The organism is Methylobacterium organophilum (assembly GCF_022179465.1).
GTDB lineage: Bacteria > Pseudomonadota > Alphaproteobacteria > Rhizobiales > Beijerinckiaceae > Methylobacterium > Methylobacterium organophilum.
Map to the genome: position 1 here is coordinate 42,508 of NZ_BPQV01000012.1, position 15,593 is coordinate 58,100.

The following is a 15,593-nucleotide window of genomic DNA, read 5'->3' on the forward strand; positions in this document are numbered from 1 at the left end:
GCGCGGCCCGTGACGGTCTTCTTCACGAGCGACACGCATTTCGGCGACACCCGCGCGTTGCGCATCGACAAGCGCCCCTTCGCGAGCCTCGCCGAGCACGATGCGGTGCTGATCGCCAACTGGAACGAGCGGGTCGGGGCGGCGGACGAGATCTGGCATCTCGGCGACTTCGCCCTCGGGCCGCCGCCGGAGCGCGTCCGCGCGATCCTCGCCGCGCTGAACGGGCGCAAGCACCTGATCGTGGGCAACAATGACGGCCCGGCGACCCTGGAGGCGCCGGGCTGGGACAGCGTCGGCCACTATGCGGAGATCACCGTGGACGGCCGCCGCTTCGTGCTCTGCCACTATGCCTTCCGCACCTGGAACGGGACGGGGCGCGGCGCCCTGAACCTGCATGGCCATTCCCATGGCCGGCTGACCCCGATCCCGCGCCAATACGATGTCGGCGTCGATCCGCAGGGGCTCAGGCCGGTGACCCTCGCCGAGATCCTCGTCTCGCGCCGGGGACGCCGGGGCATGCCCTCCGCGCCGGGCAAAAACGCGGAACCATAGAAGCAGCTTCGCCGTTCAACGGCACATGAACGGGCGATGATCGGGGCCAGAAATCTTGGCCGGTCTTGCGCCGTACCTTTCACACGATAGCTTCCGGGTTGCCCATGTCCGGCTCAACTCTGCGTCACGCGATTCTCACCGCCGCCACGGCTGCGGGACTTCTCGGGACGATGCTCCCTGCCCAGGCCCTGCCGAGCTGTGTCGAGGGACAGCGCCGCCTCCAGGAGGCCAGTGCGCTGCGCTTCCAGGCCCGCCAGGAGGCCCGCCTGGGTAACCACGACCGCGTCTGCGACACCCTCGACGAGGTCGGCGACCGCTACCACGACGCCCAGGGCGATTTCGAGGATTGCGGCCAGGACATCGTCTCCATCGATCTGCGGAGCGAATTGCGGGCGTTGCGCGTCGCCAAGCGGGTTAACCGCTGCGACTGACCGGGTGCGCCGCCACACGCCGATCCGCGGCGTTCGGGCGCATCACTCGACCAACGACGCAACGCCGATTCCTCAGGGGCTCACGATGAACACCAACGCTCAAGCCCAGGTCGACACCGCCTCCGTCGGCCCCTCCTTCACCGCTGCGCTCTGCGGCTTCCTCGGCAGCACCCTCGCTACCACGATGGTGATGTTCCTGCTCAGCAGCGTCTGAAGCGCCCGAAGGCCGAGCGTCGCGCGTCTTTCAGGGGGCGACGTTCCAGAAGCGCCCCCGGGCGAACAGCATCTCCGGATTGCCCACCCGGGCAGTCGGGGCGGCCTGGGGCGGCGGAGGCGGGCAGCGGGGCGCCACGACCGGCGCCGGTGCCTTGGCCGCTTGGGCCGGCGGGACCAGGCCGAGACGCGACTGAACCTCCGGATGGCGCGCGGCCGCGATCGTCGCCACGCAAGCGATGATGCCGCCGGCAAGCATGCCAAGGAAGAAGTTCGTCATGAACGGCGGGTCCGGATCGCAATCTGCGTCGCACGCAGTGCAGCAAATCTCTCGCCCTTCAAGAGGGCGCCATCGTGGCGGATCCTCGCTCACCTTCTTTTAACAGGCGCGTGCCAGAAAGATCGACGAGCGGGCCTCTGCGCTGCCCGAACGGCGGGGACACCAAATCGATGTCGTATGCGGCCAATGCCTACGCGAAGGTCTCGCGCAGCGCACTCTCTCCCCGAGAAGCCGAGGCCGCCGTACTTCTCAAGGCCGCTGGCCGGCTCCAGGCCCTGCAGGGCAATGTCGAGCCCGGCTCTGTGGCGCTGAACGAGGCCCTGATCTTCAACCAGAAGGTCTGGACTGTTCTCGCCTCCGCCGTGGCCGATCCGGCCAATCCCCTGCCCGACGATCTGCGCCAGAACGTCAGCAATCTCGCCGTCTACGTCTTCCGCACGATCATCGACGCGATGATCGAGCCGAGCGCCCGCAAGCTCGAGACGCTCGTCACCCTCAATCATCACCTCGCCGCCGGCCTGCAGGGCGATCCCGGTCCGGTGGCCGCCTGACCGCATCGGTACAGTCCCGGACATGCGAAGGGCCGCCCCGGTGGAGCGGCCCTGAATCCCCGGAAGAGCGAAGGAGAAGCTAGGCGAATTTCGCGATGCGCTGGCCGAGCTGCGCCGCGCCGTCGCGGGCATAGGCACGCGCCCGGAGAACGACCTCGTCGGGGATCTGCACCAGCACGTCGCCGGTCGCGGCGTCGGTCACGCGGTAGACGATGGCCTGGCTCTCGGGATCACGCTCGAAGCCGCGCTTCTCCGTGGACGCCGCGGGAGCGGGATTGGCGGCCGGGGTGTTCTCGGGATTGATCTCGATCGAGACCGCCGGGGCGAGTTGCCGGCTGGTGTTCGGCGTGTCGGACGTGACCTGCGCCGTGGGGCGCGACTCCGCGGCCGAAGCGACCGAAGGGGTCGGTGCGGGCGTCGAGATCGGCCTTATGGCATCCATGGGATTGCTCCATCCTCATCGAGGACTGTGCCCCGATTGAAGCCCCGAGGCGATAAGCGGAATCTTAAGATCGTCGCGTTTTCCGCGCCGCGCTCAGGTCTCGGTTGCGAAAGCGTAAACGTACCGAGGCGAATTGTCGGGAAATTCTCTCTTGTGGCAGCTCGGTTGCAGTCCGTGATGCGAGCACAACGAGAAAGGGCCGCCGCTCGGAAGCGGCGGCCCCTGGCCTCCCGGCCCGCGCCTCGGCGCTACTCGGCGGCCTCGACGTAGAGCTTGCCGCCCTCGGAGAGGAACTCCTCCGACTTCGCCTGCATCCCGGCCCGGCGCTCTTCCTCGCTCATCGGGGCGGATTGCCCGATGACGATTCCGGCCTCCTCCATGGCGAGCACATCGGCGCGCAGATCCTGCGTGATCTTCATCGAGCAGAATTTCGGCCCGCACATCGAGCAGAAATGCGCCACCTTGTGCGCATCCTTGGGCAGGGTCTCGTCGTGGAAGCTCCGCGCCGTGTCCGGATCCAGGGAGAGGTTGAACTGGTCCTCCCAGCGGAAATCGAAGCGGGCGCGGGAGAGCGCGTCGTCGCGCAGCTGCGCGGCGGGGTGGCCCTTGGCGAGGTCGGCGGCGTGGGCGGCGATCTTGTAGGTGATCACGCCGGTCTTCACGTCGTCGCGGTTCGGCAGGCCGAGATGCTCCTTGGGCGTGACGTAGCAGAGCATCGCCGTGCCGAACCAGCCGATCATCGCCGCGCCGATGCCGGAGGTGATGTGGTCGTAGCCGGGCGCGATGTCGGTCGTCAGCGGGCCGAGGGTGTAGAACGGCGCCTCGCCGCATTCGCGCAGCTGCTTGTCCATGTTCACCTTGATCTTGTGCATCGGCACGTGGCCGGGGCCCTCGATCATCACCTGGCAGCCCTTGTCCCAGGCGATCTTGGTGAGCTCGCCCAGCGTCTCCAGCTCCGCGAACTGCGCGGCGTCGTTGGCATCGGCGATGGAGCCGGGGCGCAGGCCGTCGCCCAGGGAGAACGACACGTCATAGGCCCGCATGATGTCGCAGATCTCGTCGAACCGCTCGTAGAGGAACGATTCCCGGTGCCCGGCGAGGCACCAGCGCGCCATGATCGAGCCGCCGCGGGAGACGATGCCCGTGGTGCGGCGCGCGGTGAGCGGCACGTAGGCGAGCCGCACGCCGGCATGGATCGTGAAGTAGTCGATGCCCTGCTCGGCCTGCTCGATGAGGGTGTCCTTGAAGACCTCCCAGTCGAGCTTGAGCGGATCGCCGCCGACCTTCTCCAGGGCCTGGTAGATCGGCACCGTCCCGATCGGCACGGGGGAGTTGCGCACGATCCAGGAGCGGATGTTGTGGATGTTGCGGCCCGTCGACAGGTCCATGACGGTGTCCGCGCCCCAGCGGATCGACCAGACCAGCTTCTCGACCTCGTCGGCCGCGGAGGAGGTGACGGCGGAATTGCCGATATTGGCGTTGATCTTCACGAGGAAGTTGCGGCCGATCGCCATCGGCTCGAGCTCGGTGTGATTGATGTTGGCCGGGATGATGGCGCGGCCCCGGGCCACCTCCTCGCGCACGAAATCCGGCGTGATGAAGGGCGGGATCGCAGCGCCGAAGCTCTCGCCGTCCTTCAGCGCGTCGGCGGCCCGCTCCAGCATCTGCTCGCGGCAGGCATTCTCGCGGTGGGCGACGTAGATCATCTCCTCGGTGACGATCCCGGCCCGGGCGAACTCGTATTGCGTGACCATCTGGCCGGGGGCCGCCTTGCGGATGGTCCGCTCGGCCGGGCACGGGGCGACCAGCTTGTCGTCGGCCGCGAAGCCGTTGTCCTCGGGCTTCACGGCGCGGGGCACCACCGTCTCGTAGCCGCGCTTGACGATCCAGGGTTCGCGGGCGGTCGGCAGGCCCTTCTCGAGATCGATCCGGGCATCGGTCTCGGTATAGGGACCGGAGGGGTCGTAGACCCGCACCGCCGGCTCGTTCGGATCGGTCAGCGCAATCTCGCGAAAGGGCACCGTGATGTCCGGCCGGCCGGGCGCCTGCGCGTAGACCTTGCGCGAGCCGGCCACGGGGCCGGTGGTGACGCTGGACGGAGCGCCGTTGGGAAGATCCTTGGGACGGACGGGTGCGTTCATCGGGTGTCACTCCTGGCGTTGGAGGCGACCCGCAGACGACGAACGGTTTGGGCTTTCACAAACACGCGGCCTCTCGCCGCGCGCAGCAGGTTCCCGTCCCTCCGCCGGTACGAGCCGGATCAGGTTCAAGGGTCAGGGCGCCTCGCCCACTCTCAGCCCCCGGATCGGGGCCCCCCTCGGAACGGTTCCAGATTCGGGCCGTGGGCCGTCTTTGTCAACGGCGCGTCACCGGGGCGCCTGTTCTTCTCTCCATTCCCCTGTTTAAGGGGCGACGTTGCTGTCGCCGCCTCGGGAGCGACCAGGAGAGCATGCGCGTCCTCGGAATTCTCGCCCTCGTCCTGCTTCTGCTCGCGGGCGCGATGATCGGCGCCCTCGTCTTCAACCAGCGCCAGCTGATCTATCCGGGCGCGAGTATCCCGCCGCCCTGGAGCGCGCAGCCCGCGGATGTCGAGGCGATCACCATCGGGACCGCCGATGGCGAGCGGCTGCATGGGCTCTGGCGGGCGCCGCGGCCGGGCTGCGGCGTGGTGCTGAGCTTCCACGGCAACGGCTCCCGCCCGGAGCCGCATGCGGAGCGGTTCTCGCAAGGCCCCTGGCGCGCGGCGGGCTGGGGCCTGCTCACCCTGGCCTATCGCGGCTATCCCGGCTCCACCGGCCAGCCGAGCGAGGAGGGGCTGATCGAGGATGGGCGCGCCGCCCTCCGCACGGTCGAGAGCCGGGCGCCGGGCGCGCCGGTCCTGCTCCACGGCCATTCCCTCGGCACGGGCGTGGCCGTGGCCGTGGCCGGGCAGGCCACGCCGGTCGGGCTGTTCCTCGACGCGCCCTTCGATTCCCTGCTCCATCTCGTGCGGCTGCGCTTCCCCCTCCTGCCCGCCGGTCTGCTCCTGCGCGATCCCTGGCGCTCGGACCTGCGCATCGCCCGGGGCGAGGCGCCGGTCTGGATCGTGCAGGGGGATGCGGATCCGGTGGTGCCGGCCAAGCTCGCGGCGGGGCTCGCCCGGGCGGCCGGGGCCCGCGCGCGGCTGGAGGTGATCCCGGGCGATCACGTTTCCATCCTCGGGATGCGCGACCAGGCGGTGGAAGCCTTCTTCCGCGGGCGAATCGGCGCGGCCTGCGTCCCGGAACCGGCCGCCCTCTCCCATCGCTGATCCACGGAGGCGGCGGCATGGTCGGTCGGCGGGCACGGCGTTGGCGCGAGGAGGAGGCGGGCGCGGCCGCACCGGCGGTTTTGCCCGTCTGCCCGCTCTGCGAACGGCCGATCCCGCCGGGGGCGCGGCAGAGCCTCCACCACCTCACCCCGAAACTGAAGGGCGGCCGGCACGGGGAGACCGTGCGCCTGCACCAGATCTGCCATTCGGCGATCCATGCCCGCTACAGCGAGGCCGAGATCGCCCGGCGGCTCGCTGACGTGGATTCCCTGCGCGCCGATCCGGAGATCGCCCGGTTCCTGGCCTGGGTGCGCACGAAGCCCGACGACTTCCACGCGCCCACCCGCCTGACGCGGGCGCGCAAGGCGTCGCGAATGCCGCACGGTTGATTCACCGAATGTTGCGAATGCCGGCGGGTTCCCCGGCCGCCGGGCGCCTGGAGTAGCCCCCGCTTTACGATTGCCCGTCAGGCTCGCCTCTAGCTCGAACAGACCGACCGGCGAGGCGCCCGTGACCGTGATCCCCCTGCCCGTCCGTCCGGCCCGGCCCGAGGACGCGATGCGGCTCGCCTGGGTCGATGTCGCCAAGGGGCTCTGCATCGTCCTCGTGGTGATGATGCATTCCACCCTCGGCACCGGTGAGGCGATGGGGGGCGAGGGCTTTCTGCACACGGTCGTCGTCTTTGCCAAGCCCTTCCGGATCCCGGATTTCTTCCTGCTCTCGGGGCTGTTCCTCGGCCGGGTGATCGACCGCGACTGGCGCCTCTTCGCCGACCGGCGCGTCGTCCACTTCGCCTATTTCTACGTCCTCTGGGTGGTGATCCAGTCGGCGGTGAAGGCCGGTCCGATCGTCGCGGGCGCGCAGGGGCTGGACGGGGCCCTCGCCGCCTTCGGGCTGCACCTCGCCTGGGCCCTGGTCGAGCCCTACTCGACCCTCTGGTTCATCTATCTGCTCGCCGTCTTCTCCGTGGTGACCAAGCTCGCCCATGGGCGGGTGCCCCCGCCTCTCCTGCTCGCCGGAGCGGCCCTGCTGCAGATGCTGCCGGGCCACGGCATGCCCTACCTGCTGGAGGAGTTCTGCGGCCGCTACGTCTATTTCGTCGGCGGCTATCTCTTCGCCGAGCGGATCTTCGCCTTCGCGACCGGAGTGCGCGGACGGCCCGCCATGGCACTGGCAGGGCTTGCCGTATGGGCCTTGGTCGAGACTTTCTTCGCCTTCAGCCCGAGCGGGTTTCCCGCCTACCCGACGCTGGCGAGCCTGCCCGGTGTGAGCCTCGTTCTCGGCAGCATCGGCGCGCTGGCGATCGTCGCGGTGGCCGCCCTCCTGACCCGGGCCGGAGGGCCGGTCACGGCCGCGTTCCGGGCCTGCGGCCGGCGCTCGATCGTGATCTACCTCGCCTTCTTCCTGCCGATGGCGCTGAGCCGCACCCTGATCGTCAAGTCCGGGCTGATCGCCGATATCGGTCTGGTCAGCCTGATCGTGACGGCGGTGGCGGTGGTGACGCCGCTCCTGTTCGAGCGCCTGATCCGCAGGACGCCCCTGAATGCCCTGTTCGAGCGCCCTGCCCTGTTCCACATCGCGGGAGCACCGCGGCCGAAGGCGCCGGCCCTCAGGCCGGCCTGAGGGCCGTCAGGCCGGGGCGCGCTCCGACAGGAACCGTCCCATCCGCTCCAGCGCCCGGGCGATGTTCTCGGCGGAAGCAGGCGCCTCGCCACCCTGCCGCCGGGGATCGTGCGGGCCGTCAGTTCGAGCGCGCGGCGAGGCGGCTCGCGGCAAAGGACAGGGCGCCGCCGACGACGAACAGGATCGCGAAGGTCTTGATCGTGGCGGTGAGCAGGGCCGGGTCGATGCCCGTATCCGTGAACAGCACCGCGGAGATGGCGCCGATCGGCAGGAGCAGGAGGACCAGAAGCGGCACCAGCGGGTTCATTGCGTTCCCTCGCGTTGTGCGGGCCTTCACGCGGGCCCGGATCTTACAGAAAGCGCAGCGGTCTTAGCACCGCCGTTCGGCCGAGGGAAACTCCCGGCCCATCGGATTTTGGCCGGGTGCGGCAGGCCGCAACGGGCGGATCATCGCCGTTTCGCGCGACCGATCCCGCATCCGGTCGTGAACGGTCATCGCTGCCCAAATTTTGGGCAAGTCATGAAACTGGGCAGGCGCTCATCGTATTTGCACGCGCGAATACTGTGCAACTGCTTGACCGAATAATAGGCGTTTCTTAGTTTCTCCGCAGAGCAGAATAATCGATTTTCGCTCGTGGGGATGCGCGATGACCGATCCGTACGAAATCAAAAATCGCTTCCGTCGTCGCCTGCAGGCGGCCGATGCCCGCAAGAATCAGCTGCGCCGCAAGCTGCTGGAGGACGGCACCAAGGCGCTGCAGCCGATCATCAGCGTGCTCAGCCTCATGGCGGAGGTGCTGGACGAGGACCGCAACGCTGCCGGCACCATCTCGGGCCTGACCGTCGACGTGGACAAGGAAGACTTCGTCTGCCTGACCGCGAACCTGCACAACAGCGCCGGTTCCGAGCACAAGATCGGCATCAAGTACGGTCCGGTCCTTGGCGGCCGCAACTACATCTGCGTCTCGGGGCTCAGCAAGGAATACAGCGAGAAGCTCTTGCCCGAGCTGAAGAGCGCCGCGCCGAGCCTCGGCCGCTCGGTGGGCAACGAGATCCATTTCGAGGAGGAGCGCAGCGGCGAGATCGCCGAGGTGGTCCGCGACCTCGTCGAGGATTTCTATGCCGGCCATGTCGAGCCCTGGAGTCGGCCTGCTGCCAGCGACGGCAAGTCCAGGCTGATGCTGGTGCAGTAGGGCCCGTTCAGGCCGGGATCCGCACCGTCGCCCGTAGGCCGCCGAGGGGGCTGTCGTGCAGCAGGATGTCGCCGCCATGGGCGCGGGCGATGTCCCGGGCGATGGCGAGGCCGAGGCCGGAGCCGCCGGCATCCTGCCGGGCGTCGTCGAGGCGCAGGAACGGCTTGAACACCTCCTCCCGGCTTTCCGGCGGAATGCCGGGGCCGTCGTCGTCGATGGAGACGAGGAAGGAGCGGTGCTCGGCCTTGCCGCTGATCGCCACGGTCTCGCCGTAGCGCGCGGCATTGGCGGCGAGGTTGAACAGGCAGCGCCGGAAGGCGTCGGGCCGCACCGTCACCACCGGCCGCCCCTCAAGGTCGACCGCCTCCACATGGGCGCCCAGCCGCTCCACGTCGGTGCGCAGGTCCTCGAGCAGCGCCCGCATGTCGGTGGGGGCCGCGGTCTCCGCCGAATCGCCCTTGGCGAAGGCGAGATAGGCCTCGAGCATGCGGCTCATCTCGTCCACGTCCCGCTGCAGGTCCTCCACGTCCGAGCTCTGCTCGACCAAAGCGAGGGAAAGCTTGAAGCGGGTGATGATGGTGCGCAGGTCGTGACTCACGCCGTTGAGCATCATCGTGCGCTGCTCCATCGCCCGCTCGATGCGCCGCTTCATCTCGATGAAGGCGTGGCCCGCCTGCCGGACCTCCCGGGCGCCCCGGGGCTTGAACTCGATCTCCCGGCCCTTGCCGAAGCCCTCCGCCACCGCGGCGAGGCGCAGGATCGGCTTGATCTGGTTGCGCAGGAACAGGATCGCGACGCCGAGCAGCACCAGGGACGAGCCGGTCATCCAGACCAGGAAGATGTGCGAGTTCGAGGCATAGGCCTGGCTGCGCCGCGCCGTGACGCGCAAAACCCCGTCGGGGATCGCGACCCGGATCTCGATCAGGTTCGAGCGGCCGACCGTGTCGATCCAGAAGGGGCGCCGGATCTGGCGCTTGAGCTCGTCGGAGAGGGCCTCGTCGAGGATCGAGAAGAAGGGCCGCGGCGCGGGCGGGGGCAGCTTGGCGCCCTTCAGCACGTCGAGGTCGAGGTTGAGCCGCTCCCCGGCGATCCGGGAGAGGGTCTCGACGTCCTTGTCCTGGGGGTAGCTCTCGTAGATGTCGATCAGCGCGGCGATGTCGGCCGTCACCGCCGCGGAGAGCCGCCGCGTCACCAACTGCCAGTGCCGCTCCATGAAGGTGTAGGCGATCACCGACTGGAGCAGGACGACGGGGGCGATGATGATGATGAGCGAGCGGGCATAGAGCCCCTTCGGCAGGGCGTCGCCGATCGCCCGGGCGATGCGCCGCCACAGCCTGCGCGGTTGCGCGACGGCCCGCCTTGCCTGTTCCGGCAGCGCGGCGAGGGTAGTGCCCGGATCGGGCATCGCGCGGCCCCTAATCGATCACGAGACGGTAGCCGACCCCGCGCACGGTCTGCAGGAAGCTCGGATTGGCCGGATCCGGCTCCGTCTTGCGGCGCAGGCGGTTGATCTGCACGTCGATGGTACGCTCGGCGGCGAGGCCACCGCTGCCCGCCAGCACCTCCCGCTCCACGCTGGCGCCCCGGGCCTGGGCGAGCATGGTCAGGATCTCGCGCTCGCGGTCGGTGATGCGGATCACCTCCTCGCCCCGCTTCAGCTCGCCCCGGTCGGTGCGGAAGCTGAAGGGGCCGAAGGTGACGGCGACGCCGCCCCCGCGGGGCGATGGCCCCTCGGCGTTGCGGCGCAGGATGTTGTTGAGCCGCAGGATCAGCTCCCGGGGCTCGAAGGGCTTGGGCAGGTAGTCGTCGGCCCCGATCTCCAGCCCCATCACCCGGTCGTTGGGGTTGGAGCGGGCGGTGAGCATCAGGATCGGGACCTGGGAGGTCTCACGCACGGAGCGGGCGTAGTCGAAGCCGTTCTCGCCGGGCATCATCACGTCGAGGACGAGGGCGTCGAACACGAAGCACTGGCTGCGCGCGCGCGCCTCGTCGACATTGGCCGCCGCGGTGACGCGGAAGCCGTGCTCGCACAGGAAGCGCGAGAGCAGCTCCCGCACCCGGCGGTCGTCGTCGACGACGAGGATATGCGGCGCATGGTCGGGCAGCTCGGCCCGGGCCCGCACGGCCAGCCCGCCGCTCATGCCGCCTCTCCCGCGCGGCGCGCCATCAGGCGGCGCACGGCCGCGCGCTCGTCGGGCTCGATCATGCCGAGGAGGAAATCCTGCGCCGAGGTGCGCGCATCCGTCCCCTCGGCTTCGGCCTGGCCGGCGAGCGCCTGCACCACGCGCTTCGTCTGCACCCGGCTCAGATCCGCCGCGAGGTCCCGCCCGGCCCGCGTGCAGAACAGGAGCCGCTGGCGCCGGTCGTTCACGCCGGTCTTCTGCTCGACATAGCCCTGCTCGATCAGGTCCTTCAGGACCCGGTTGAGGCTCTGCTTGGTGATCTTCAGGATGTCGAGGAGCTCGGCGATGGTCAGGCCCGGATAGCGGTCCACGAAGTGCAGCACCCGGTGATGCGCCCGGCCGAAGCCGTATTGCGCCAGGATCCGGTCCGGGTCGCTCACGAAGTCGCGATAGGCGAAGAAGAACAGCTCGATCAGGTCGTCGCTCGCCCGGGACCCCTCGGCCGGCCCTTCGCAGGCGGGGAGCGCGTCGTGTCGGTCGAAGGCGCGGTCGTCGAAGCTCTGCGCCGCCGCGGCGCTCATCGTCACGTGGCGTGTCACGTCTTCGGCTGCCTCGATGCTGTCAGGGGCGAGGAAGGGCGGGAGAACCGCCGTCCCGGGCCGGGCCCGGAGATAAGTCAGCGTTGTTGACATATCTCAGCCTCGTTGATACCCGTCAACCCTCCTGCTAGCACCCGCGCCGACGGTCCCGTCGCGACGCCCGCGCTGCGAGGATCCACCCCGAATTCAAATCCGCGGCGAAGGAGCCGGGCATGTCCATGATTCCGTTCGACGAGCGCGACGGTACCATCTGGTTCGATGGCGCCATGGTGCCGTGGCGGGAGGCGAAGATCCACGTGCTCAGCCACGGCTTGCACTACGGATCCTCCGTCTTCGAGGGCGAGCGGGCCTATGGCGGTCGCATCTTCAAGAGCCGCGAGCATTCCGAGCGCCTGCGCCGCTCGGCCCAGCTCCTCGACTTCGAGATCCCCTTCTCCGTCGACGAGATCGAGGCGGCCAAGGCCCTCGTGCTCAAGACGAGCGGCCTGCAGGACGCCTATCTGCGCCCGGTCGCCTGGCGCGGCTCGGAGATGATGGGCGTCGCCGCCCAGAAGAACACCATCCACCTCGCCATCGCCGCCTGGGAATGGCCGAGCTACTTCGACCCGGCCACCAAGATGAAGGGCATCCGCCTCGACATCGCCGATTACCGGCGGCCGGATCCGCGCACGGCGCCCTCCACCTCGAAGGCGGCGGGCCTGTACATGATCTGCACGATCTCGAAGCACCGGGCCGAGAACAAGGGCTATGCCGATGCCCTGATGCTCGACTGGGAGGACAACGTCGCCGAGTGCACCGGCGCGAACGTCTTCTTCGTCAAGGACGGCGTGCTGCACACGCCCCAGGCCGATCGCTTCCTCAACGGCCTCACCCGGCAGACCGTGATCGAGCTCGCCCGCCGCCGCGGCATCGAGGTGATCGAGCGCCGCATCCGCCCGGAGGAGATGACCGGCTTCTCCGAGTGCTTCATCACGGGCTCGGCCGCCGAAGTGACCCCGGTCGCCGAGATCGGCCCCTACCGCTTCACGCCCGCCGCGCTGACCAAGACGCTGATGGACGACTACCTCGCCGAGGTGCAGCCCCGCGCCGTGGCGGCCTGAATCGTCCGGAGCCCGGCCCAGCCTGGGTCGGGCTCCGGAACCGCCCCGGGCGCGTCGCGTTTATGGAACAATCCGTGAACGAAAGCGCCTATCGGGAGCCGTCATGACCCAGCACAAGCCGGAAGCCGATAACCCCAAGATCGACCCGAGCGACGACTCGAACCGGATCAAGGATCCGGATGCCTGGACCACCGGCGGCGAGCCGATGACCGGCGCCCAGGCCTCGTACCTCAAGACCCTGTCGGAGCAGGCCGGGGAGCCGAAGGCCTACGCGCCCGATCTCGACAAGGCGGAGGCGTCGAAGCGCATCGACGCCTTGCGAGAGAAGGCTGGCCTGTCCTGAACCGCGGCCGCTGTGCAGAAAAGCACAGGTTTGGCCTCCGGTTTCGGCGCAAGTCTTAAGGCTTCTTCAATGCGCCGTTCCTAGAAGCATAGGAAGATCGACGCCTCGGGGGGATCGGCGCATGGTTCCGTCACGCATCCCGCCCCTGGCCCGGTACGGCCCGGCGCTAAGAACGCTCTCGGCCCGCTTCCGCCAGGATCAGGCCGGCGCCACCGCGATCGAGTACACCCTGATCGCCGTGGTGCTGGCGCTTGCCGTGTTCGGCTCGATGAGCGGGCTCACCAGCGCGGTGAACACCCTGTTCAACACCGTCAACACCTCCTTCGACGCCGCACGCTGAAGGCAGGCTGGCCGCGATCAATCCTCCGTCGGCGCCGCGCCGCGCGGGGTTTTGGCCGCACGCGGCTTGTCGGACCTGGGCTCCGCCGGTGGCGCCCCCTTGTCCGACCTGCCCTCCTCCGGCGCCGTGGCGGCGGGGACGGCCTTGTCCACGGGGGGGCGTGTCCAGAAGGCGTCGAAGATCTCCCGCATCGCCTTGACGTTCTGCTCCTGCACCTCCGCTCCGGTCTGCATCATCTGCTGGAACACCTCGAGGGAGGCCTCCGACGCGCCCCTCTCCCCCGGTCCTTTCCCCGCCTGGGCCCGAGGGCCCGGCTGCGCGGCCTTGGCCGCGGGCTTCGGGGCGGGCTTGCGGCCGGGGGGCGGCGCGGGGGCGGGCGCGTCCATCAGGCCGCCGAACCAGGCGGCCCAGGGATTGCCCGGCGGGAACAGCGGCGCGGGCTCCGGCGGGGGGGCGGCCCGTGTGCCCGTCTCGCTGTTGAGCATCAGATGGACGAGGGTCGCGACCAGCATGCCGGCCATCACCGGCATCATCTGCCGCAGGGCCTGGGTGCCGACGCCGCTGCTCGCCGCCGCCTGCTGCAGGATGGCCTGAACCAGCTGGGGCGGCCCGAACATCGCGCCGAAGGGAAATTCCGCCTTCCGCGGGCCGGTGCTGCCCGCTCCGCCGCCCAGGCCGAACATCCGGGCCATGCCGGTCGGGTCGTTTCCCGGGGTGGCCTGGAGGCCCATGGTCAGGGCGGGCAGCAGGGCTTCCATCGCCCGCCGGGTCTGGTCCGGTGAGAGACCGAATTGCTGGCCGAACGCTTGAATCGCGGCGGGGCTCTGGGCCTGCATCAACTCGAACGGATTGAACATGGGCGGCCCGCCTCTCCGAGAACGGTCCGGAAGCCCGGAACGCGGCTCCTGACACTGTGCCAAGTCTGTCCCATCGGGTCGCCCGTGACCAGCGGTGGTGATCGCGCCGGGCGATTTTGCCCGGGACATCCTTCTCCGGCGTCTCTCAGGCCGCCTCTCCCGACGCCACGCCGGCGGTCACGCCGCCGGCCGGGGCAACCGCGGGCGCCGGCCCGAGGCTGCTGGCCTCCAGCCGGGCGACGGTCCGGAAGGCGAGGACGAGGGCCGTCAGCCCGAAGGCCAGGGAGCCGAAGCCGGTGCCCGCGATCACGCCCTCCGGCCCGAACCAGGCGGCCCCGATCAGGGCGGGCGGCATGGTCCCGATCGTCGCCCGCCCCCAGTTGAGGCCGGTCGAGGTCAGGGGGAATCCGAGATTGTTGAACGAGGCATTGCCCAGGAACAGGAGACCGTTGAACAGCCAGATCGCCCCGCTGACGAGGCAGAAGAAGCGGAACAGGTCGGCGGCGACCCCCTGCAGCTCGAACAGCTGGGCCAGGGGTCCCCGGCCGAGCACCAGCGCCAGCCACACGACGAGGACGTAGAGGCCGGTGACGCCGATGCCGGCCCGCAGCACGCCGCGCATCCGGTCGAAGCGCCGGGCGCCCCAGTTCTGGCCGAGGATCGGCCCGATCGCCCCCGACATGGCGAAGAGGCCGCAGAAGGCGACCGGGGCGAGCCGGTCGATCACCACGTTGGCCGCCACCGCCGCCGTGCCGAAGCGGGAGACCGCATGGGCCACGAAGGCGCCCGCCACGGCGGGCGCCAGGTTCGTCAGGATGGCGGGGGCGGCGATGCGGGCGATCAGGCCGGCATCGTCGAGGACCGCGTGGAGGCGCGCCGGTCCGAGCATGCGGTAGCGGGCGACGCCGCGCCAGCCCACGGCGAGGAAGGTCGCCCGGGCGAGGCAGGTGGTGATCGCCGCCCCGTCGACCCCGAGGCCCAGGCCGAAGATCAGGAGCGGATCGACCGCGGCGGTGACGATGGCGCCGCCGAGGGTGACCGCCATGGCCTCTCGCGCCGCGCCGATGGCCCGCAGCAGGCCGGAGAACAGCATCCCCGGCCCCATCAGCAGGTTCGAGGGCAGGGCGATCCAGAGGAAGCGCCGGGCGACGGGCAGGGTCGCCTCGTCCGCGCCGATCATGCGCAGCAGCGGATCGAGCACGGCGAGCAGGAGGAGGACGAGCAGCCCGGAGGCGATGAGGCCGAGGATGCTGACGGAGGTCGCGATGCGCCGCGCCCCGACCTCGTCGCTGGCCCCGATCGCCCGGGAGACCAGGGCGCCGGCGGCGATCATCAGGCCGATATTGATCGAGATCGCGAAGAACTGGACGACGGCGGCGAAGCCCACCCCCGCGGTGAGGTGCGGGTCGCCGAGCTTCGACACGTAGAGGAGGGAGAGCAGGTCGACGAGGAAGATCGCCATCAGGCCGATCGAGCCCGTGCCGCTCATCACGACGACGTGGCGCAGGATCGAGCCCGAGACGAAGCGGCCGGCCGCGGTGGGCCCCGGCGCGGCCTCCCCCGTGCGGGCGGCGGGAGAGAGGGGGCGAATCCGGCCGAACAGCATGCGCTGAGATGAGCGAGCCCCGCGGGGCGATCAAGCCCCGCGCCGGCCCGG

Annotated in this window: 20 protein-coding genes and 1 riboswitch; of the genes, 11 read left to right on the top strand and 9 right to left on the bottom strand. The window is 69.8% G+C overall.

The genetic code is table 11. The features are described from left to right. The first annotated feature begins 9 nt into the window (after positions 1-9). From MFF21_RS18460 to MFF21_RS24005, 3 genes are all read left to right on the top strand, one after another. A complete protein-coding gene (locus tag MFF21_RS18460; protein WP_238312783.1) occupies positions 10-552 on the top strand; it encodes a metallophosphoesterase family protein in 543 nt (180 codons plus the stop codon). A gap of 104 nt (positions 553-656) precedes the next feature. Then, positions 657-983, top strand: a complete 327-nt coding sequence (locus MFF21_RS18465) for a hypothetical protein (protein ID WP_373325050.1) — start codon at positions 657-659, stop codon at positions 981-983. 85 nt (positions 984-1,068) lie between these two features. Next, positions 1,069-1,197, top strand: a complete 129-nt coding sequence (locus MFF21_RS24005) for a hypothetical protein (protein WP_283206542.1) — start codon at positions 1,069-1,071, stop codon at positions 1,195-1,197. Positions 1,198-1,227: 30 nt separating this feature from the next. On the opposite strand, the gene MFF21_RS18470 is transcribed toward MFF21_RS24005, so the two are convergent. Further along, entirely contained in the window at positions 1,228-1,476 is a 249-nt protein-coding gene (locus MFF21_RS18470; RefSeq protein WP_238312785.1) for a hypothetical protein, read from the bottom strand. Positions 1,477-1,646: 170 nt separating this feature from the next. Between MFF21_RS18470 and flaF the strand changes: the two genes are divergently transcribed. Continuing rightward, complete coding sequence (gene flaF, locus MFF21_RS18475; RefSeq protein WP_238312786.1) at positions 1,647-2,027, top strand: flagellar biosynthesis regulator FlaF; 381 nt, start codon at positions 1,647-1,649, stop codon at positions 2,025-2,027. Positions 2,028-2,106: 79 nt separating this feature from the next. Here flaF and MFF21_RS18480 read toward each other — a convergent pair whose 3' ends face one another. Together MFF21_RS18480 and thiC are read right to left on the bottom strand one after the other, a co-directional pair. Next, complete coding sequence (locus tag MFF21_RS18480) at positions 2,107-2,469, bottom strand: flagellar protein FlaG (protein WP_238312787.1); 363 nt, start codon at positions 2,467-2,469, stop codon at positions 2,107-2,109. A gap of 248 nt (positions 2,470-2,717) precedes the next feature. Beyond that, positions 2,718-4,610 carry a phosphomethylpyrimidine synthase ThiC gene (gene thiC, locus MFF21_RS18485; RefSeq protein WP_238312788.1) on the bottom strand — a complete coding sequence of 631 codons (1,893 nt, stop codon included), beginning with the start codon at positions 4,608-4,610 and terminating at the stop codon, positions 2,718-2,720. A 79-nt stretch (positions 4,611-4,689) separates the two neighbouring features. Beyond that, positions 4,690-4,797: riboswitch (TPP riboswitch) on the bottom strand. Between the two features lie 121 nt (positions 4,798-4,918). Here thiC and MFF21_RS18490 point away from each other — a divergent pair. The 3 genes from MFF21_RS18490 to MFF21_RS18500 all read left to right on the top strand — a co-directional run bounded on the left by MFF21_RS18490 (position 4,919) and on the right by MFF21_RS18500 (position 7,381). Further along, positions 4,919-5,758: an alpha/beta hydrolase gene (locus MFF21_RS18490; RefSeq protein WP_238312789.1), complete on the top strand. Its 840-nt coding sequence runs from the start codon at positions 4,919-4,921 to the stop codon at positions 5,756-5,758. Positions 5,759-5,775: 17 nt separating this feature from the next. Continuing rightward, positions 5,776-6,147, top strand: a complete 372-nt coding sequence (locus MFF21_RS18495; RefSeq protein WP_238312790.1) for an HNH endonuclease family protein — start codon at positions 5,776-5,778, stop codon at positions 6,145-6,147. Between the two features lie 169 nt (positions 6,148-6,316). Next, positions 6,317-7,381, top strand: a complete 1,065-nt coding sequence (locus MFF21_RS18500) for an acyltransferase family protein (protein ID WP_238313026.1) — start codon at positions 6,317-6,319, stop codon at positions 7,379-7,381. Positions 7,382-7,499: 118 nt separating this feature from the next. Here the strand turns inward: MFF21_RS18500 and MFF21_RS18505 are convergent, their stop codons facing one another. Further along, positions 7,500-7,688 (bottom strand): hypothetical protein, encoded by a 189-nt coding sequence (locus MFF21_RS18505; RefSeq protein WP_238312792.1) that lies wholly within the window; start codon positions 7,686-7,688, stop codon positions 7,500-7,502. A 340-nt stretch (positions 7,689-8,028) separates the two neighbouring features. Between MFF21_RS18505 and MFF21_RS18510 the strand changes: the two genes are divergently transcribed. After that, the gene (locus MFF21_RS18510) at positions 8,029-8,574 is read left to right on the top strand and encodes a hypothetical protein (RefSeq protein ID WP_238312794.1); all 546 of its coding nucleotides are present in this window, start codon (positions 8,029-8,031) and stop codon (positions 8,572-8,574) included. A gap of 7 nt (positions 8,575-8,581) precedes the next feature. Here MFF21_RS18510 and MFF21_RS18515 read toward each other — a convergent pair whose 3' ends face one another. Genes MFF21_RS18515 through MFF21_RS18525 form a run of 3 tightly spaced genes read right to left on the bottom strand, consistent with a single transcriptional unit; the run spans position 8,582 to position 11,278 of the window. Continuing rightward, positions 8,582-9,979 (bottom strand): ATP-binding protein, encoded by a 1,398-nt coding sequence (locus tag MFF21_RS18515; RefSeq protein ID WP_238312795.1) that lies wholly within the window; start codon positions 9,977-9,979, stop codon positions 8,582-8,584. Positions 9,980-9,989: 10 nt separating this feature from the next. Beyond that, complete coding sequence (locus MFF21_RS18520) at positions 9,990-10,715, bottom strand: response regulator (RefSeq protein ID WP_238312797.1); 726 nt, start codon at positions 10,713-10,715, stop codon at positions 9,990-9,992. Next, positions 10,712-11,278 (bottom strand): MarR family winged helix-turn-helix transcriptional regulator, encoded by a 567-nt coding sequence (locus MFF21_RS18525; protein WP_238313028.1) that lies wholly within the window; start codon positions 11,276-11,278, stop codon positions 10,712-10,714. Before MFF21_RS18525 ends, MFF21_RS18520 begins: the two co-directional genes overlap by 4 nt. Before the next feature lie 230 nt (positions 11,279-11,508). Here MFF21_RS18525 and MFF21_RS18530 point away from each other — a divergent pair, with 230 nt between their 5' ends. From MFF21_RS18530 to MFF21_RS18540, 3 genes are all read left to right on the top strand, one after another. Next, a complete protein-coding gene (locus tag MFF21_RS18530) occupies positions 11,509-12,396 on the top strand; it encodes a branched-chain amino acid aminotransferase (protein ID WP_238312800.1) in 888 nt (295 codons plus the stop codon). A 103-nt stretch (positions 12,397-12,499) separates the two neighbouring features. Further along, entirely contained in the window at positions 12,500-12,739 is a 240-nt protein-coding gene (locus MFF21_RS18535; RefSeq protein WP_238312802.1) for a DUF3072 domain-containing protein, read from the top strand. A 121-nt stretch (positions 12,740-12,860) separates the two neighbouring features. After that, positions 12,861-13,079, top strand: coding sequence for a Flp family type IVb pilin (locus tag MFF21_RS18540; RefSeq protein ID WP_238312805.1), 219 nt, complete (start codon positions 12,861-12,863; stop codon positions 13,077-13,079). A 17-nt stretch (positions 13,080-13,096) separates the two neighbouring features. On the opposite strand, the gene MFF21_RS24010 is transcribed toward MFF21_RS18540, so the two are convergent. Beyond that, positions 13,097-13,936 carry a DUF937 domain-containing protein gene (locus tag MFF21_RS24010; protein WP_283206543.1) on the bottom strand — a complete coding sequence of 280 codons (840 nt, stop codon included), beginning with the start codon at positions 13,934-13,936 and terminating at the stop codon, positions 13,097-13,099. 145 nt (positions 13,937-14,081) lie between these two features. After that, the gene (locus tag MFF21_RS18555) at positions 14,082-15,542 is read right to left on the bottom strand and encodes an MATE family efflux transporter (RefSeq protein ID WP_238312807.1); all 1,461 of its coding nucleotides are present in this window, start codon (positions 15,540-15,542) and stop codon (positions 14,082-14,084) included. Positions 15,543-15,593 lie beyond the last annotated feature (51 nt).